Annotated in this window: 23 protein-coding genes; 12 read left to right on the top strand and 11 right to left on the bottom strand. The window is 32.3% G+C overall.

Annotated features, from left to right (window positions below; translation table 11 throughout):
• Positions 1–30 precede the first annotated feature (30 nt).
• Complete coding sequence (locus DPN68_RS06450; RefSeq protein ID WP_113988874.1) at positions 31–882, bottom strand: DUF2911 domain-containing protein; 852 nt, start codon at positions 880–882, stop codon at positions 31–33.
• Positions 883–1,020: 138 nt separating this feature from the next.
• On the opposite strand from DPN68_RS06450, the gene DPN68_RS06455 reads away from it, so the two are divergent.
• From DPN68_RS06455 to DPN68_RS06470, 4 genes are all read left to right on the top strand, one after another.
• A complete protein-coding gene (locus DPN68_RS06455; RefSeq protein WP_113988830.1) occupies positions 1,021–1,485 on the top strand; it encodes an SRPBCC family protein in 465 nt (154 codons plus the stop codon).
• Positions 1,486–1,525: 40 nt separating this feature from the next.
• On the top strand, positions 1,526–2,224 hold the full coding sequence (locus DPN68_RS06460; RefSeq protein ID WP_113988831.1) for an SDR family NAD(P)-dependent oxidoreductase: 699 nt from the start codon (positions 1,526–1,528) through the stop codon (positions 2,222–2,224).
• Positions 2,225–2,308: 84 nt separating this feature from the next.
• Entirely contained in the window at positions 2,309–3,595 is a 1,287-nt protein-coding gene (locus DPN68_RS06465) for a cryptochrome/photolyase family protein (RefSeq protein ID WP_113988832.1), read from the top strand.
• 59 nt (positions 3,596–3,654) lie between these two features.
• Positions 3,655–5,115 carry a cryptochrome/deoxyribodipyrimidine photo-lyase family protein gene (locus tag DPN68_RS06470; RefSeq protein WP_113988833.1) on the top strand — a complete coding sequence of 487 codons (1,461 nt, stop codon included), beginning with the start codon at positions 3,655–3,657 and terminating at the stop codon, positions 5,113–5,115.
• Here DPN68_RS06470 and DPN68_RS06475 read toward each other — a convergent pair.
• Positions 5,112–5,768, bottom strand: coding sequence for an HAD family hydrolase (locus tag DPN68_RS06475; protein WP_113988834.1), 657 nt, complete (start codon positions 5,766–5,768; stop codon positions 5,112–5,114). The genes DPN68_RS06470 and DPN68_RS06475 overlap by 4 nt on opposite strands.
• A gap of 89 nt (positions 5,769–5,857) precedes the next feature.
• Between DPN68_RS06475 and DPN68_RS06480 the strand changes: the two genes are divergently transcribed.
• The 3 genes from DPN68_RS06480 to DPN68_RS06490 are packed head-to-tail and all read left to right on the top strand — an operon-like array spanning position 5,858 to position 7,283.
• Positions 5,858–6,400, top strand: coding sequence for an RNA polymerase sigma factor (locus DPN68_RS06480; protein ID WP_113988835.1), 543 nt, complete (start codon positions 5,858–5,860; stop codon positions 6,398–6,400).
• A 30-nt stretch (positions 6,401–6,430) separates the two neighbouring features.
• Positions 6,431–6,829: a hypothetical protein gene (locus DPN68_RS06485; protein ID WP_113988836.1), complete on the top strand. Its 399-nt coding sequence runs from the start codon at positions 6,431–6,433 to the stop codon at positions 6,827–6,829.
• A gap of 16 nt (positions 6,830–6,845) precedes the next feature.
• On the top strand, positions 6,846–7,283 hold the full coding sequence (locus DPN68_RS06490) for a sensor of ECF-type sigma factor (protein ID WP_239987039.1): 438 nt from the start codon (positions 6,846–6,848) through the stop codon (positions 7,281–7,283).
• Between the two features lie 71 nt (positions 7,284–7,354).
• Here DPN68_RS06490 and DPN68_RS06495 read toward each other — a convergent pair whose 3' ends face one another.
• The 8 genes from DPN68_RS06495 to DPN68_RS06525 all read right to left on the bottom strand — a co-directional run bounded on the left by DPN68_RS06495 (position 7,355) and on the right by DPN68_RS06525 (position 12,459).
• Positions 7,355–7,849 carry a CAP domain-containing protein gene (locus DPN68_RS06495; protein ID WP_113988837.1) on the bottom strand — a complete coding sequence of 165 codons (495 nt, stop codon included), beginning with the start codon at positions 7,847–7,849 and terminating at the stop codon, positions 7,355–7,357.
• A gap of 152 nt (positions 7,850–8,001) precedes the next feature.
• A complete protein-coding gene (gene pdxH, locus DPN68_RS06500) occupies positions 8,002–8,646 on the bottom strand; it encodes a pyridoxamine 5'-phosphate oxidase (protein WP_113988838.1) in 645 nt (214 codons plus the stop codon).
• Between the two features lie 71 nt (positions 8,647–8,717).
• On the bottom strand, positions 8,718–9,623 hold the full coding sequence (locus tag DPN68_RS06505) for a ribonuclease Z (RefSeq protein ID WP_113988839.1): 906 nt from the start codon (positions 9,621–9,623) through the stop codon (positions 8,718–8,720).
• Positions 9,624–9,692: 69 nt separating this feature from the next.
• Positions 9,693–10,025, bottom strand: coding sequence for a ribonuclease Z (locus DPN68_RS06510; RefSeq protein ID WP_113988840.1), 333 nt, complete (start codon positions 10,023–10,025; stop codon positions 9,693–9,695).
• Positions 10,026–10,056: 31 nt separating this feature from the next.
• A complete protein-coding gene (locus DPN68_RS06515) occupies positions 10,057–10,986 on the bottom strand; it encodes an aspartate carbamoyltransferase catalytic subunit (RefSeq protein WP_113988841.1) in 930 nt (309 codons plus the stop codon).
• 37 nt (positions 10,987–11,023) lie between these two features.
• Complete coding sequence (pyrR, locus tag DPN68_RS06520) at positions 11,024–11,563, bottom strand: bifunctional pyr operon transcriptional regulator/uracil phosphoribosyltransferase PyrR (RefSeq protein ID WP_113988842.1); 540 nt, start codon at positions 11,561–11,563, stop codon at positions 11,024–11,026.
• Positions 11,564–11,679: 116 nt separating this feature from the next.
• Positions 11,680–11,823 carry a hypothetical protein gene (locus DPN68_RS13245; protein ID WP_164496740.1) on the bottom strand — a complete coding sequence of 48 codons (144 nt, stop codon included), beginning with the start codon at positions 11,821–11,823 and terminating at the stop codon, positions 11,680–11,682.
• A gap of 51 nt (positions 11,824–11,874) precedes the next feature.
• Complete coding sequence (locus DPN68_RS06525; RefSeq protein WP_113988843.1) at positions 11,875–12,459, bottom strand: RNA polymerase sigma factor; 585 nt, start codon at positions 12,457–12,459, stop codon at positions 11,875–11,877.
• A 362-nt stretch (positions 12,460–12,821) separates the two neighbouring features.
• On the opposite strand from DPN68_RS06525, the gene uvrA reads away from it, so the two are divergent.
• From uvrA to DPN68_RS06550, 5 genes are all read left to right on the top strand, one after another.
• Positions 12,822–15,614: an excinuclease ABC subunit UvrA gene (uvrA, locus tag DPN68_RS06530; RefSeq protein ID WP_113988844.1), complete on the top strand. Its 2,793-nt coding sequence runs from the start codon at positions 12,822–12,824 to the stop codon at positions 15,612–15,614.
• A gap of 7 nt (positions 15,615–15,621) precedes the next feature.
• On the top strand, positions 15,622–16,218 hold the full coding sequence (locus DPN68_RS06535) for a hypothetical protein (protein ID WP_113988845.1): 597 nt from the start codon (positions 15,622–15,624) through the stop codon (positions 16,216–16,218).
• Between the two features lie 45 nt (positions 16,219–16,263).
• The gene (locus DPN68_RS06540) at positions 16,264–16,857 is read left to right on the top strand and encodes a hypothetical protein (protein WP_113988846.1); all 594 of its coding nucleotides are present in this window, start codon (positions 16,264–16,266) and stop codon (positions 16,855–16,857) included.
• A gap of 3 nt (positions 16,858–16,860) precedes the next feature.
• The gene (rlmH, locus tag DPN68_RS06545) at positions 16,861–17,334 is read left to right on the top strand and encodes a 23S rRNA (pseudouridine(1915)-N(3))-methyltransferase RlmH (RefSeq protein ID WP_113988847.1); all 474 of its coding nucleotides are present in this window, start codon (positions 16,861–16,863) and stop codon (positions 17,332–17,334) included.
• 107 nt (positions 17,335–17,441) lie between these two features.
• On the top strand, positions 17,442–17,897 hold the full coding sequence (locus tag DPN68_RS06550; RefSeq protein WP_113988848.1) for a hypothetical protein: 456 nt from the start codon (positions 17,442–17,444) through the stop codon (positions 17,895–17,897).
• 59 nt (positions 17,898–17,956) lie between these two features.
• Here the strand turns inward: DPN68_RS06550 and DPN68_RS06555 are convergent, their stop codons facing one another.
• On the bottom strand, positions 17,957–18,685 hold the full coding sequence (locus DPN68_RS06555) for a hypothetical protein (RefSeq protein ID WP_193477843.1): 729 nt from the start codon (positions 18,683–18,685) through the stop codon (positions 17,957–17,959).
• Positions 18,686–18,693 lie beyond the last annotated feature (8 nt).

The following is an 18,693-nucleotide window of genomic DNA, read 5'->3' on the forward strand; positions in this document are numbered from 1 at the left end:
GACTTTTCAATTGAATTAATAGTAACTCTTTTATTTAGACCATTCAGCAATGCTGTCTTTGTTCATTTTTTCGTAATCTGCATTTCCTGCTTTTACTGATAAAGCCAATGATTCTTTGGCAGTAGCAATTGCTCCTTTTTTATCACCAGCTCTTGCTTGGATTAACGACTTCATTCTTAAATACCAAAATGGAGTATCTCTTCCTTCTGGAGTCATTGAAACTGCTTTGTTAATCCAGGTTAAAGCTTTTGCAATATCATTGTTAGATTGGTAGTAAAACTGAGCTGCCGCAAAATAATCAGAGGCAGTTGGTCCAGCTAATGCTTTTTCAATACTTGCCATTGCCGCAGCATTTGTTGGTACAGAAAATGGAATAGAAACATTAGTTCTTTCCCAAGCAATATCTAAAGTTCCTGATTCGTTAGTTAAATTGTTTAATGCAATAGTAAACGACTCAACAGATTTGCTTAAAGTTTCTGGTTTAACTGTTAATTTTAACGCTACTTTACTATCATCCCATTTTTCTGGTAATCCCCAATTGTTGGTATCTGAATAGAAATATACGTCCCAATTATCCGCTTTTGGAGTTGTGAAAATTGCATATTTTCCTTTTTTCAAAACTTTACCATCAATTGTAACATCATCGCTAAAAGAAACCGTAGAGTTTCCATTAGCACCTGTTCTCCAGTTTTTTCCGTATGGAACTAAATCGCCATAAACCGTTCTTCCTTTAGCACTTGGACGATAATATTCCAATTGTACAGTTGTTAATCCAACAACTTGCTCTACTTTAGTTAATGGACTTGATTGAGGCGTTTTTACTTGAGCATCTACTCCAATAGTAGTCGCAACAAATAATGCAGTAATAAATAATTTTTTCATTTTCATTAAAATTAGTTTTTTACGAATTTAGAAAAAAGCTTTCAAACTAATGTTAAGCATATCCTAAATTTACATTTATTTTGTTTAATAAATTTCATTTTTTGTTAAACAATAATTATCTTTACAAAAAAATTGACCATGAAAATTTATCGATTACACACCAAACAAAATTTACCAATAACTTTAGACCAAGCTTGGGAACTATTGTCAGACCCAAAAAATCTACAAAAAATCACACCTGAATATATGGGATTTAAAATTCTATCCGGAGCTGATAGACCAATGTATCCAGGCCAAATCATTCAATATATTGTTACTCCAGTTTTAAACATTCCAACCAAATGGGTTACAGAAATCACTCATGTGGTTGATAAACAATATTTTGTAGATGAGCAACGTTTTGGGCCTTATGCTTTATGGCACCACAAACATTTCATCAAAGAAATTCCAGGCGGCGTGGAAATGGAAGACATCGTGGATTATAAAGTTCCAATGGGAATCTTAGGACAATTGGTTCATCCAATATTAGTAAAACCAAAATTGAACGAAATTTTTGAATACAGAAGAAAAAAATTAATTGAAATGTTCGGAGAATTCGCGTAGAAACACGATTTATCGCGTCTCAAATTAAATAAAATGATTTATGAAAAACATACTATTAATTGGCGGTTCCTACGGAATTGGATTAGCCATAGCAAAAGAATTACAATTTGAAAATAATGTTTTCATTGCCTCAAGAAGTAACGAAAACTTAGCTGATGTAAAAGCAACTTATATTTCATTTGATGCTACAACTGACACAATCGATACTTCTTTACTACCAACAGTTATTGATGGTTTAGTTTATTGTCCAGGAAGTATCAACTTAAGACCATTTAAAGGCATAAAACCAGAAGCTTTTGAAACGGATTTACAAATTAATTTCATAAGTTTGGTGAAAGTAATTCAATCGGTTTTACCTAATTTATTAGCAGCTGAACAAGCAAGTATTGTGACATTTAGTAGTGTTGCCGCTTCAATGGGTATGCCGTTTCATACAAGCGTTTCCGCCTCGAAAGGTGCAATTGAAGGTTTTGCCAAAGCACTAGCAGCAGAATACGCACCAAAAATAAGAGTCAATGTGATTGCGCCATCATTAACCGATACGCCATTAGCTGATAAATTCTTGAATAACGAAACCAAGCAGGAAAAATCAGCTGAACGTCATCCGTTAAAACGATTTGGAAAACCAGAAGACAGCGCGCAGATGGCAACGTTTTTATTAAGCGATAAAAGCAGCTGGATTTCAGGACAAATTTTCCACGTTGATGGCGGAATGTCAACATTATTAGTAAATGGATAGCAAGTGCAAGTGCAAGTTCAAAAATCGAACTTGAAACCTGAAACTTGAAACAATAAACCACAAACTATTAACAACAAACAGATCATGAACATCTTTTGGTTTAGACGCGATTTAAGAATAGACGATAATATTGGATTTTTTCATGCTTTAAATAGCAATGAAGTGGTTTTACCAATTTTTATTTTTGATGAAGATATTCTATCACAATTACCAAAAAACGATGCTCGAGTTACGTTTATTCACGAACAATTGGAGAAAATCCAATCGGAATTGAATAAAATTGGAAAATCATTAGCGGTTTTTCATGGTAAACCATTTGATATCTTCCAAAAATTAATTGCTGAAAATAAAATTACTTCTGTTTTTACCAATCACGATTATGAACCTTACGCTCGCAAACGTGATAAAGAAATGAATCAATTGTTTGTTTCCAATAGAATTTCGTTCTTAACTTCCAAAGATCAAGTGATTTTTGAAAAAAGCGAAGTAGTTAAAGACGATGGAAGTCCGTATGTAGTGTATACGCCTTATTCGAAAAAATGGAAAGAAAATTTTAAGAAAATAAAGTTGGTTCACTATCCATCGGAAGAAAAATTGGATAACATTGTGAAGCACTCCTACCCTTTTTTATCGTTGACCGACATTGGTTTTGAAAAATCAGAAATCAAAGTTACGCCTTATGATATTTCTGAAACTTTAATACAAAATTACGAAGCAACTAGAAATTTTCCAGCTTTAAACAAAACTTCCTATTTGGGAATTTACCTAAGATTTGGAGCTGTTTCCATAAGAAAAATGATTGCAAAAGCCATTGCTGAAAAGAACGAAACTTTTTGGAATGAATTAATATGGCGCGAATTCTTTATGCAAATTTTATGGCATTTTCCACATACTAAAAACGCAAGTTTCCGTCCAAAATACGATGCTATAGCTTGGGAAAACAATGAGGAATTGTTTCAAAAATGGTGTCAAGGAAAAACAGGTTATCCTTTTGTTGATGCCGGAATGCGTGAACTAAACAAAACGGGGCACATGCGCAATCGCGTTCGTATGATTGTAGCGAGTTTCTTGTGTAAACATTTATTAATTGATTGGCGCTGGGGTGAAGCTTATTTTGCTCAAAATCTATTGGATTACGAAATGGCGAGTAACGTTGGAAATTGGCAATGGGCTGCAGGCTCTGGAGTGGATGCTGCACCGTATTTCCGAATTTTCAACCCAACAGAACAGATTAAAAAATTCGATAAAGACTTAAAATACATCAAAAAATGGATTCCTGAATTGGAAACCCAATATTACCCAAAACCCATAGTAGACCACAAAGAAGCTCGAGAAAAATGCCTAAAAGTCTACAAAGAAGCAGTTGGTTAATTAATTTACAGTTAGTTTAAAACAATAAACTACTAACAATAAACCACAAACCTATTAAAATGAAAATCGTTTGGTTCAAAAGAGATTTGCGTTTGCATGACCATGAAGCCTTACATGAAGCCTTATCGACTTCTGGGAAGACGTTATTGCTTTACATTTTCGAGCCGTCATTGATGAAAGATTGTCATTACAGCCAACGCCATTTCGATTTTATCAAGCAATCATTGGAAGCATTACAAAAACAACTTTTACCTTTTCATACCCAAATTCTAATTGTTCAAGGAGAAGCTGTTGCTATATTTGAAAAACTTACCCAATTGATTTCAATTAGAGCTGTATATTCTCATCAAGAAACGGGAATCAAACTGACTTATGACAGAGATTTAGCCGTTGCAGAATTTCTAAAAAATAAAGGAATTCATTGGAACGAATACATTACCAATGGTGTTATTCGAGGAATAAAAAACAGAAAAACTTGGAAAGAAGATTGGTACGATTTTATGGATAAAGATTGCCTTCCGTTTCAACCCACGCCAAGAAGTTTTATCAAATATATTGAAATTGAAGAATTGGAAAATCATTTTGATATTCCTTCAATTAAAACAGTTCACAACCCAAATTTTCAAAAAGGTGGCGTTCCAACTGCTTTGCGCTATATGAATTCGTTTTTTGAAGAACGTGTTCAAAATTATAGTAATCATATTTCAAAACCAGAATTAGCTAGAAAAGGTTGTAGTCGTTTATCGCCCTACATTGCTTGGGGGAATTTATCGATTCGTCAAGTGTATACCAGAGCTTGGGAATTTCACCAACAAGGAAAATTCAAACGTCAGATTTCTAATTTTGCTTCACGTTTGCGTTGGCAAGCACATTTCATTCAAAAGTTTGAAATGGAAAGCACTATGGAATTTATTGCCGTAAATAAAGGTTATCGTAATTTAAACCAAAGAGTCAACGAAAAATATCATAAAGCTTGGATAACAGGAAACACGGGCGTTCCATTGGTAGATGCTTGTATGCGTTGTTTGAATACTACAGGTTATTTGAATTTTAGAATGCGAGCTTTAGTAGTTTCGTTTTATACGCATCATTTGTTTCAGCCTTGGCAAAATTGTAGTCCGCATTTGGCCCAACAATTCTTAGATTTTGAACCAGGAATTCATTATCCTCAAATTCAAATGCAAGCTGGAGTAACTGGAATTAATACATTACGAGTTTATAATCCAGTTAAAAATTCATACGAACATGACGAAGACGGCACTTTTATCAAAAAATGGATTCCAGAATTGGTTAATATTCCAACAGAATTCATTCATGAACCTTGGAAATTAACTCCAATAGAATCCATGTTGTATGGCTTCGAATTGGGAAGAGATTATCCGTTTCCTATTGTAAATTTGGAAGAAGCAAGAAAGTTTTCCAGTGAATTCTTTTGGTCCATGCGAAAAAATGATGCTGTTAGAAAAGATAGCAAACGTATTTTAGACAAACATACGTTTCAAGATGAACCAAGAGATTAAACCAAACTTTTTACTCTATTGAAATTCAATTCATTGAAATGTTGGATAATCAAATCTGCTTTTGACAAATCTTGGTTTTTGGAATGAAAACTATCGTAACCAACACAGAAAATTCCGGCTCCAACCGCGGCTTCAATTCCATTTGTGCTGTCTTCAATTACGATGCAATTTTCTTTGGGAGCCAATGACAAACTCGCAGCATGTTCAAAAATTGCAGGATGCGGTTTCGACTTTGGGAAATCTTCGCCTGAAACTTTATGTGTGAAATAGGAATGCAAATCAAATCGGTTGAAAATACGCTCAATCGTACCATTTGAAGCTGAAGAAGCTAAAATTAGTTGCATTCCATTGGCATATAAATCTTGAATCAATTCAAAAACGCCTTCTACTAAATACAAATCAGGTTTTACATCAAAAGCTTCGTTAAACAAATGACGTTTTCTCAGAATTAAATCTTCTACATCATGAGGCAAATCGAATTGCACTTTTAGTTTTTGAAAAATGTTTCTAGTAGAGTTTCCAGTAAAACTCGTATACATCTCTTCTGTTACTAGAATTCCAAGTTCGTTAAAATGTTGGTAATAAGCGAATTTGTGAACGGGTTCTGTATCCACAATTACGCCATCCATATCAAAAATTACGGTTTGAATCATTCGATTAATTTTGAAGTAAAAGTAATATAAAAATCGAAATTAAACCTTTTTGATTATCTTTAGTCATAGAAGAACAAAGAAAAAAATAAGTGCAAGACGAAAAGGTATTCATTGACCAACTTTTACATCCTAAAACTCAACATGAGGCGTTTAGGGAGTTGTTGCAATTGTACCAAAAACCATTGTATAATCACATTCGAAATATTGTACTAAATCATGATGATACAGATGATGTTTTGCAAAACACCTTTATAAAAGTTTTTCAAAACATTAAAAATTTTAAAGGAGAAAGTAAACTGTTTTCCTGGATGTATCGCATTGCAACCAATGAAGCGCTTTCGTTTTTACAACAAAAAGCTAAAAAACAAGGTATTTCTAATGTTGAAGCGCAACAAAAAGCATTGAATAAACTAGAAAGTGATGTTTTTTTTGATGGTGATGAAATTCAGTTGAAATTACAAAAAGCCATTGCTACTTTGCCCGAAAAACAACAATTGGTATTCAAAATGAAATATTTCGAAGAATTAAAATATGAAGAAATTTCGGAAATTGTTGATACCTCTGTTGGTGCTTTGAAAGCAAGTTATCATTTAGCCGTTAAAAAAATTGAAGAATATTTAAAGGTAAATTAAACCATTTATAAAAAATTAGGTCTTAAGAGTATGAAAGAGTTTAACTTAGATAAAGAACCCAAAATTGCAACAGGTTTCAAAACGCCAGAAGATTACTTTGAAAGTTTTGAAGCTAGGATGTTGGCACAATTACCTAAAGAGGAATCCAAAGTAATTGCATTCCCAGTTAGAAAATTATATATAGTTAGTGCTATTGCTGCCGTTATTTTGGCTTTTATTGCAATTCCTTTTTATTTTAATTCCAATACTACGTTGGAACCTATTAGCGTTGAATCGTATTTAAGTTATCAATTAACTACAGAAGACATTATTGAAAAACTGACACCAGAAGATATCGTTGCTTTTGAAAATACATTAGCACTTTCCAATGATGGCATGGAAGAATATTTATCAGAAACCCAAAATTTAGATTTTTACTTAAACGAATAAAAATAAGATGATGAAAATGAAATTATACGTAGTCCTTCTTGTATTGGCATCGAGTTTAACCTTTGCACAAGGAAATCAAGAAAAAAGAGAAAAAATTAAAGCGTTGAAAGTAGCTTTTTTAACTGAAAAATTAGCTTTAACCAGTGAAGAAGCACAAAAGTTTTGGCCTATTTACAACGCATTTGAAGAAAAGCAATTTGAAATTCGTTATAAGAAACTTCGCGGCTTAGGAAAGCAATTAGAAGAAAACAATGAAGAAAAAATTTCAGACAAAGAAGCCTTACAATTGATAGCTCAGTTTGAAAGTTATGAAGACGAGTTACATGGCTTAAAGAAAAAATTTAGCAAAGATCTATTAACTGTATTGTCTCCAAAAAAAGCTATTCTGCTTAAGAAATACGAAGATGAGTTCAATAGAAAGTTATTGCGACAAATGCGAGAAGGAAGAAATTAATACCAATGAAAAGAGGCTGTTCAAAATATGAACAGCCTCTTTTCTTTAAAAATCAAACTAAACAAAAAAATTTATTTTCTTACGAAGATATTGGTGTAATATTTTCTACCATCTGCGTTTTCTCTAATTGACAAACCATAATGTGTGTAGTTTCCAAGTAAATTTACTCGATGACCTTCACTAGCAATCCAAGCATTTAAAGTAGCTTGAGGTGTTGAAAATCCGTAGGCTACATTTTCTCCAACTCGAACAGCTCCTACAACTTGCTCTAAATTAGCTTTTCTAGAAGAAAAATTATCATGACTTACTGTATTCGTAACAATCATGTAATTGTTGTGTTCTTCAGATTTGTATGAAATGTGCTGAATGATTTGCAATGCATTCAATCCATTTTCTACTCGGTAGGCGTTCACTAAATCTAATAATTCTAATTCTGTTGCGTTGTGCGTGTACGATTTTGCAGTTTCTATAGCTGCGGTTTCTGCGCTTTCAGCGTCAGACGAACATGAGGTTAATAATAAGATTGGGAATAAAAGGGCAAAAAGGTTAATTACGTTCTTCATCATAATCCATGTAATTAAGTGTTATTTTTATAGTTGTTTGTAAAAAAATCGATTAACTGACTGATTTACAAGACAAATGTACAACACTATCGGTAACATGCAAATTAAATCGATGAAATACCTAAAATTTTAACACTTAACTAACATTTTGACTATCAAGGAGATAACCTTTCTATTTTCCAATCGTAGTTTTCTGACAACTTATAACGAATACGATCATGAAGACGATTTGGACGACCTTGCCAAAACTCTACTTCAACAGGACTAACTAAAAATCCGCCCCAAAAAGCTGGTCTTGGAATTTCTTTTCCTTCAAATTCTTGTTCTAGTTGCTTTAAATTTTCTTCTAAAAATTCACGGTTTGGAATAACTTCACTCTGAGCGGAAACCATAGCGCCAAGTTTACTTCCATCAGGTCGAGAAGCAAAATAATTATCTGAAATGTTTTCTGGCGTTTTTTCAGCTATTCCTTTAATAATTACTTGACGCTCCATAGAATGCCAAAAGAAGGACAAACAGATATTGGGATTATTCAGAATGGCTTTTCCTTTTTCTGAATCATAATTGGTATAAAAAATAAAACCTTCTTCGTTGAACTTTTTCAATAGCACTACTCTACTTTTCGGAAATCCATCCAAACCAATAGTTGCAACTGTCATGGCATTCACTTCATCAACACCACCAAAGTCTTCTACTTCATGAAACCAGCGATTGAACAAGTTGATTGGATCTTCTGGAATGTTAGTTTCTAGAAGTTCACTTTTCTCATAAGATTTTCTGTAATTGTGTAAATCTTTCATTTGGTTCTAATTTTACACAAAAATACGAAGTTGGAAAGTAATAGAAACTAAAACAATTGATAAAAGGAAGTTTAAAATTGGAATTCTCTACCATCATCAGCCAAGAGCACATTTTCAAAAATGGTATTTGCCTCTGTTTTAAAAGGTTGAATAGAACCATATCTAGTAGAATAATGACCTAAAATTAAAGTTTCTGCATTGGCTAACTTAGCAATTTTAGCAGCTTCTATAGCTGTTGAATGTTTTGTTTTTTCAGTATATCGTGCTTCTGATTCTAAAAATGTAGCTTCATGATACAAAACAGAAACGTTTTTAATCAAAGGAACAATGCTTTCATCATAAACCGTATCACTGCAAAAAGCATAACTTTTGGGAGCATCTGGAGGAAAAGAAAGCAATTCATTGACAATAATTTCACCTGAATCTAAAGTTACATTTCCGCCCGATTTTATTTTATCGAAATATACTTTTTCAATTTTATACTTCGCAATGGCTTCAATATTTAAATGACGTTTGCCTAATTTTTCTTGGAAATGAAAGCCATTGGTATACACTCTATGATTCAGTGGAATAGTTTTAACAATCACGGTTTCATCTTCAAAAATTACTTCGCTTTCTTTGGATTCCAATTCGTGGAAATACAAATTATAACCTGTAAACGAACCCGAAGCGCGCAATTGTAATAAAATAATTTCTTTAATTCCTTTTGGACCGTAAACATGCAAATCATTTTCACGGTTCAACAACATAAAAGTGGAAATCAACCCAATCAAGCCATAAAAATGATCACCATGAAGATGCGAAATAAAAATATGGTTGATTTTTGAAAACTTAATTTTATGCTTACGTAATTGAACCTGAGTTCCTTCACCACAATCAATAAGAAACAAGTGATTTTTCATCTCCAAAACTTGTGATGTGGGATTGGTTATGGTTCGTGGTGTAGCGGCGTAACAGCCTAGGATTTGTAGTTTCATATTAAAAGTCTTCAGTCGCAGTTTTCAGTCGCAGTTACTGAATACTGTAAACTGTGACTGCCAACTAATTTAAAATCCTAAGTCGCGTTCAATTTCGTCCATTTCAATCATGTCGTGGGCTTCTAAAACAGAAGGAACCACGTTTAAGTAATTGGGAACTTTATCAAAATCAACCGCATCAGAAACTAATATTAATGATTTCTTTGCTTTTTTATGATTTTTGGCCAAGTCTTTAAAATGAGCCAAATCCTTTATTGAGAAAGCTTTATCGTTAGAAATGTCCAAAATTAAATTTTGCGATTGAAACACATGGTATTCATTTGTCACTTTTTGAACAAAAGACGCAACGTTATTCTGAGTATCTTTGATAATAGTAGTATGTCCTTTTTGATCGACTTTCATAGTTAGTTTTTATGAAATAAAAGCTAATATACTAATTTTTAATTTTACTTGCCAATAAATAAATCACTGCCATTCTAACCGCTACTCCATTTTCTACTTGCTCCAAAATTACGGATTGCTGGGAATCGGCTACATCTGAAGAAATTTCAACACCTCTATTTATTGGTCCAGGATGCATAATTACAATTTCTTTGTTCAAGGAATCCAATAATTCTTTGGTTACACCGTATTGCTGCGTGTATTCTCTAGTAGATGGAAAATAATTCACATCTAATCGTTCGTTTTGAACACGTAACATATTCGCAACATCACACCATTCTAAAGCTTTTCTAAGATTAGGTTCAACTGAAACTCCCAATGATTCAATGTATTTTGGAATTAAGGTTTTTGGACCACAAACTTTCACTTCGGCTCCTTGCATTTGAAGTGCAAAAATATTGGACAATGCTACTCGTGAATGCAAAATATCACCAACAATTACAATTTTCTTTCCGCCAACATCTCCTAATTTTTCTCTTATCGTAAAACTATCTAATAAAGCTTGTGTTGGATGTTCGTGTGCGCCATCTCCAGCATTTACTATACTCGCTTTTACATTTTCAGATAAAAAGTGAGCTGCACCCGGACTACTATGTCGCATCACCACCATATCTACTTTCATAGATAAAATATTGTTTACGGTATCAACCAAGGTTTCTCCTTTTTTAACGGAAGATTGTGCTGCAGAAAAACTAATTACATCAGCAGAAAGTCGTTTTTGTGCTAATTCGAAAGACAATTTGGTTCTCGTACTGTTTTCAAAGAAAATATTAGCAATAGTAATATCACGAAGCGACGGTACTTTTTTAATGGGTCGATTAATGACTTCTTTAAAATGGTCAGCCGTTTCAAAGATTAAATCGATATCTTGTTTGGTAATGTGTTTTATTCCTATTAAATGATTTACTGATAATTCTTTCATTTATATTGTGTTGTTGTTTATTGTTTGTGGTTTGTTGTTATTTTGTTACCAAATAAACGGCATCTTCTCCATCATTATCTTGCCATTTTACCAAAACTTTTTCGTTATTGATGGCATCTACTTGTCGCCCACGATAATCGGGTTGGATTGGCAAATGACGGCTAAATCTTCTATCTATTAAAGTGAGTAGCTCTACTTCTGATGGTCTTCCAAAAGATTGAATGGCAGTTAATGCTGCATTGATACTTCTTCCTGTATACAAAACATCATCAATGAACACCACTTTTTTATCTTCTACTAAAAAATCAATTTGAGTTTCACTAGCTTCCAATGGTTTTTCTCCTCTACGAAAATCGTCTCTAAAGAAAGTAATATCCAAAAAACCTAAAGCTAGATTTTGAATTTGGTACTCCTCTTCCAAAATTTTCTTGATGCGATCTGCTAAATATTTGCCACGAGGTTGCATTCCTACAAGTACAGTATTCGAAAAATCGAGATGTTTTTCTACCAACTGACAAGCCAAACGATGCAAAATAATATTGATTTCTTTGGCGTTGAGTAATAATTTTTGACTCATAAGGTAAGATTGTGTTGTGGTGGTAAAGATAAGTATTTTTTGAATTTAGCCGTAATAAAAATTTGAGGAAAAGTATAGAATTAAAAAAGCTCCGAATTTACTTTCGGAGCTTTTTCTCAATTAGCGATACTTTCAAAACTTAAACTACCCACTTTGGTAATACGCAATGCTTTAGAATAATTGAGTATAAACGAAATCGTTTCTTTTTTAGGTAACATTTTTGAAGTTGCTAATTTTTTCTTAGAGTAAAGTTTTGCCATAGGAGAAAGTTTGGTTTTTCTTTTATAACGACAAAAAAATTACTTTAGTATCTAATTAGTCAAAATTATTTGATTTTTTTCAATCACTTTTCTTAAATTCATCAAAGCGTAACGCATTCTTCCTAAAGCGGTATTAATACTTACACCTGTTAAGTCGGAAATTTCTTTAAAACTCATATCCTGATAAATACGCATCATCAAAACTTCTTTTTGATCATCTGGAAGCTCGTCAATCAATCGTGTTAAATCTAATTCAACTTGTTCTGTAATCATTTGACTTTCAATATTTGGACTAGATTCAAACAAAAAAGAAAAAACAGAATATTCACCAGAATCTCTTTGCATTGGCATTTTCTTGGTTTTTCTGAAATAATCTACTACCAAATTATGAGCAATTCGCATTACCCAAGGTAAAAACTTTCCTTCTTCATTATAGGATTTAGTTTTCAACGTTTTGATAACTTTAATAAACGTATCTTGAAAAATGTCATCTGACAAATCCCTGTCTTGAATTTTGGAATAAATAAAATTGTAGATTTTTGCTTGATGTCTTTCAATTAAAGCAGCCAATGCTCCTTCATCTCCACTTACATAATTTTTTACCAGAATTGCATCTGAAAGTACACTTGTAGCCATAACAATACCTTTTTAGTTCTTGGGTTATTTGAATCGTCTAAAAAGTATTTTTTCGCTATAGGCTATTTTGAGTTTGAATTGAACTTCAAATTTAACATAAAAAAAACTTAAAAAGCAAATTTATTTTAATCTTTTTATCGGAAATTTTATAAAAACACATAAAATAGCCTAAAAATAAAGAGATTTCATAATGTAATTTCTTTACATTTTTGATAAACAAATCTAAAATTTATTATAATTACACTCCGTTTCTATTTTCTTCATGCTGTAAATCATTCAAAATAGTTTCAATGAATTAACCTTTGTTTCATTACCAAAAAGTAAACTGCAATTGTTATCTTTGCAAATCTTTACCAAACAACATGAACACAACCGATTTTTCTAAATTAGAACCAAAAAAAAACATTTTAATTAAAGGTGCGCAATTGCATAACCTGAAAAATATTGATGTTGCCATTCCAAGAAATAAACTCGTAGTAATTACGGGCTTATCTGGTTCAGGAAAATCGAGTTTGGCATTTGATACGCTTTATGCTGAAGGACAACGCCGTTATGTAGAAAGTTTGTCTTCGTATGCTCGCCAATTTTTAGGACGATTAGACAAACCAAAAGTAGAATACATTAAAGGAATTGCACCCGCCATTGCAATCGAACAAAAAGTAAATACCACCAATGCGCGTTCAACCGTGGGAACTTCAACCGAAGTGTACGATTATATGAAATTACTTTTTGCTAGAATTGGAAAAACATTTTCTCCCATTTCTGGTAAAGAAGTAAAAAAACAAACCGTTACTGATGTTATCGAAAAAGTAAAAGAGCTTCCAATGGATAGCAAATGGTTGCTCCTTTCTCCTATTCATTTGGAAGAAGGTCGCGCCTTGGAAGATAAATTAAAAGTGCTTTTACAACAAGGTTTCGCAAGAATTTTGGTAGATAATGAAATGGTGCGATTGGACACTATTGACCAACATTCGCTTGACAATAAAGATATTCTCCTAATTATTGACCGAATTGTAGTAAAACAAGAAGAAGAATTCTATAACCGATTGGCAGATGCTGTTGATACCGCATTTTATGAAGGAAAAGGCGTTTGTTATTTACAAGAAGTAACTACTCATAATCGCTTTGAATTCAGTAACAACTTTGCTTTGGATGGAATCTCCTTTTTAGAACCTAATATTCATTTGTTTAGTTTTAATAATCCGTATGGTGCTTGTCCAACGTGTGAAGGTTATGGCAATATCATTGGAATTGACGATGAATTGGTCATTCCAAATACTGCGCTTTCTGTTTACGAAAATGCGATTTTCCCTTGGCGTGGTGAAAGTATGAGTTGGTACCGAGATCAATTGGTAAATAACGCTTACAAATTCGATTTTCCTATTCATAAACCATTTTTCGAACTTTCTGATGCGCAAAAACAGTTGATTTGGGACGGAAACCAATATTTTACCGGACTGAACGATTTCTTTTCGGAATTGGAAGAGAAAAATTATAAAATCCAAAATCGGGTGTTGTTATCGCGTTATCGTGGCAAAACCAAATGTTTCACTTGTAAAGGAAAACGTTTACGAAAAGAAGCTACTTACGTTTTAGTTGGTGGAAAAAATATTACCGAATTAGTCGATTTATCAATCAATAAACTCATTACGTTCTTCAAAAAGTTAGAATTGAACGAATACGATGCCAAAGTCGCTAAACGTTTATTAATTGAAATCAACAACCGATTATCGTTTTTGGACAATGTTGGTTTGAGTTATCTGACTTTGAACCGAAATTCAGCAACGCTTTCTGGTGGTGAATCGCAGCGCATTAACTTGGCCACTTCATTAGGCAGTAGTTTGGTAGGTTCCATGTATATATTGGACGAACCTAGTATTGGTTTACATCCAAAAGACACCGAAAAACTAATTGAAGTGTTGAAGAATCTTCGTGATTTAGGCAATACGGTGATTGTGGTGGAACACGACGAAGACATCATGAAAGCGGCGGATATGATTATCGATATCGGTCCAGAAGCGGGAACACATGGTGGCGAATTGGTAGCACAAGGAACGTATGACGAAATATTGAAAGCCAATTCATTAACTGCCAAATATTTGAATGGAGACGAACAAATTGAAGTGCCAAAAAAACGCCGTAAATTCAAAAATCATATCGACATCAAAGGAGCAAGAGAAAACAACTTGAAGAATGAAGATTTTATGTTTCCTTTGGAATGTTTGACCGTGATTACGGGTGTTTCTGGAAGTGGAAAAAGTACATTGGTAAAGAAAATCTTGTTTCCAGCGATGCAAAAGAAATTGGAAGGTGTTGGCGAAAAAGCCGGACAATTTTCTGAATTATCAGGAAGTTTCGATAAAATTAAACATATTGAATATGTAGACCAAAATCCTATTGGAAGAAGTTCGCGTTCAAATCCGGTAACGTATATTAAAGCGTATGATGATATTCGAGATTTGTTTTCGAAGCAAAATATATCGAAATTAAGAAATTATCAACCCAAACATTTTTCATTCAATGTAGATGGTGGTCGCTGTGAAACTTGTAAAGGCGATGGCGAAGTGACTATTGAAATGCAATTCATGGCTGATGTGCATTTGGAATGTGAAACTTGTAATGGCAAACGCTTCAAAAAAGAGATTTTGGAAGTCGCTTTTGAAGGAAAAAACATTGACGACATTCTAAAAATGACGATTGATGAAGCTTTGGAGTTTTTCTCAACGCACAAACAAACAAAAATTGTGCAAAAAATTCAGCCGTTGCAGGATGTTGGTTTAGGTTATGTTCAATTGGGGCAATCCTCTTCTACGCTTTCTGGTGGTGAAGCGCAACGTATTAAATTGGCATCGTTTTTAGTTAAAGGAACTATTAAAGACAATGCGTTATTTGTTTTTGACGAACCTACAACGGGTTTACATTTTCACGATATTAAAAAATTACTAAAATCGTTTGATGCTTTGATTGAAAAAGGGCATTCGATTATTGTAATTGAACACAATTTGGACTTAATCAAATGTGCGGATTACATCTTAGATATTGGTCCAGAAGGCGGCGAAAATGGTGGAAAACTAATGGCTTTTGGCACACCAGAAGAAGTTTCGAAGAATAAGAATTCAGTTACTGGAAAATATTTGAAGGAGAAATTAAATTAGGCTGAAAATGAGAATACAAAAAACAATATTAATCTTGACATTGTTCCTTATATTTAGTTGTATTTCAAAATCAAAGGAGAATAATGTAGAAAATATTCTAAAGGAATCATCATCTGAGTCTAAGGAAAAATCAAGAATTGGATCCATTAAAAACAATTATTTTTTAGAAATATCCATAGATACTCTCTGGAATAATTTGATTTTTAAAAAAGGTGGTTGTTTAACCGGTGGACAATACGTTTACAATGATAAATTTGGCAGTGAAGGGTGTGTAATGTCAAATTCAGAAGATTGGGAAATATTTTTCAATAAAGACATAAAAATTATATCAAACTTTTTGATTAATAAAATTTCAGATGACACTACAAAAACAAATATACATACTTGTCCTTTTTTTACTGCAATGGAAGGAGAAATTGCTGTTTATGGTCTTCAAAGATTATTAAAAATAAATTGGTATGACTTCAACGAATTTAATGAATTTCAAAATAGACAATCCGAAAGTTCGACAGAAAATCATCAAGCTTGGCTTCAAAATATTTTGAAAAACAAGAAAAAAAGAGAAATATTAATTAATTGCTGGAAGAAAAAAGCTAGTGACTAAGAATTCAGTTACTGGAAAATATTTGAAGGAGAAGTTGTAAGTTAAATGAAAAAATATATTGTTTCAATTTATTCTATTTTATTGTTAATAATAGTAAATACAAGTTTCTTTTGGGAGAATCTTCCTGGAATTTTTGATTTAATTATATTGGGATTGACATTTATTGGTTTTATTGTTTTGCTTTTCATTTCTATCAGTCAAATCATAAAAGGATTTAAAGAAAAATTTAAAAATCAAATTAGAATAATCAATATTTGTATTTCATCAATTGTTTTAGTTTTAATTTATATTTTCCCTTTCGGATTTATAAATTTTGAGAAAATGATTTATGATGACAATTTATTATTTACTCAATATGAAGGAGTTGCAAACGGAACAGTTTCATTGAAATTTAAAAAAGATAATATTTTCATTGAAAAGTCGGTTTTTTTTGGTGTTGAAAATAACATTGGAAATTATGAGATTAAAAATGATACTATTTTTTTAATTTTCAAAAAATCATCAAATTTTGGTGAAGAAAAATCCTTTTGTATAGAAGATAAAGAATTTAAAGACAATCTCCTTTATTTCAGAAATTTTAAAGATCCTTTGCCTTTAAGAATGAAAGTTCTTGAAGGTAACTTTAATCAATTAAAATAATTTATGAACATCAAACTCTTAACTATAGGTAAAACCGACAATAAAAATTTACAAGCGCTGATTGAGGAATACACCAAGCGTTTGAGTTTTTATGTGAAGTTTGATTTGGAAATTATTCCCGATATTAAAAATGTGAAAAATATGAGTGAAGCCCAACAAAAAGAAAAAGAAGGCGAACTCATTTTATCTAAAATCACGCCAACCGATCATTTAATTATCTTGGATGAAAACGGAAAAGAATTTTCTAGCGTAGGATTTTCGGATTTTCTTCAAAAAAAGATGAATGCTGGGATTAAAACCTTGGTATTTGTCATTGGTGGTCCGTACGGATTTAGTGAAACCGTGTATCAAAAAGCTTCTGGAAAAATTTCACTTTCCCAAATGACATTTTCACATCAAATGGTACGTTTATTTGTTATAGAGCAGGTATACCGCGGATTTACAATTCTTCGTAATGAACCGTATCATCATCAGTAGAATGTTAATTTTTGGTATTTTTTAACTTTTTTTTTGGTATTTTGATTATTTGCAATATATTTAGCCAAATTAAAAATACGACTTAACCAAAACTAACTTTACACATTATGAAGAACTTTATCCTTTTTGCAGCATTTTTTATTAGTTATGTTTCATTTGGACAAATTAAAGTGATTGAAACAATCCCAACGATAAGAATTGGTGTAATTGGTCAAAATGACATTTACATTCAAAAGAAAGCAGACGAATACACTTTCTTTTACAAGAACGTAAAGCAAGAAGAAGCGCCAACATTGAAATCTTTCACCTTCAAAGAAATCGATAACGCTTTTGAAAACTTGCACAAAATTATTGAGTCGGGTTTTACAGCTGAACCGCTTTTAGACATTAAATTAGAATTACCAAATGATTTTGTTTGGATTCATTACAGCAAAAACTTTGGTGAAGTTTATATGCAATTTGTAACTACTAAAAAAGATGTTTTCGATAATGGTTTTTCTAAATCATTAAACTTAGATCAAGTAAATAAGTTATTTGGAAAATCAAGTGTAAGAGTAAACTAAATTTTTATAAAGGTCAATATTATTTCAAAATCCTGATTGCTAGCAATCAGGATTTTTTTTTACAATTTACAATCGCAAGCTGGTAATTTCTTTAAATCGTAAATGAATTCATAAGAAGACAATTGAATGCGCTCATCTGTAATTCCCCAAACCAAAATTTTATTTTGAATGTATTGTTCGTATGTCAAGCTGCTATCAAAATTCAAATGAAGAATCGTCGTTTTTCCTTCACTCATAAAATCAGAAAACTCTTTAATGAAATTAGGTAATTCGGAACGTTCCATTTCATTGCCATCAACCGTAATTTGATTGTCTTTATTAAAATTGATGGTAAAATTATGATACGGCATGTACATTTCTGCATTTCTTTTGATATAAAATTTCGAAAATTCGTTATCAAAAAAATACTTCACATCGGTAAAAGGCAAAAAAGCCAAATTACTTCCAATGCTATCTGCATACGAATACAACGTCATGGAATCTTCCCGATTGTGCGATGAACTTTTCTTCTTTTCTTGCAATTGCATCACTTCAGGAATGACTAATTTCAACGGCAAACGCTTGTCGATATTGAAAACCCAATTGGTTGAACTAATCGTATTTCTTCGATTAACTTCAATTAGCGTATCATTCCCATTGGTTTCAAAAAACAAGTATACTGGCGAATGATCTAGTAATTCTTTAACAACGGTTTTATCTGCTTTTGGTAATTGCACGTCTTTTTTATCACAAGAAATTAAGGTTGTAACCAAAACTCCAAAACCAAATAGTATTTTCTGTATTTTCATTTTCTTAA

It is taken from the genome of Flavobacterium tibetense (genome assembly GCF_003293845.1).
In the GTDB taxonomy this organism is placed as follows: Bacteria; Bacteroidota; Bacteroidia; order Flavobacteriales; family Flavobacteriaceae; genus Flavobacterium; species Flavobacterium tibetense.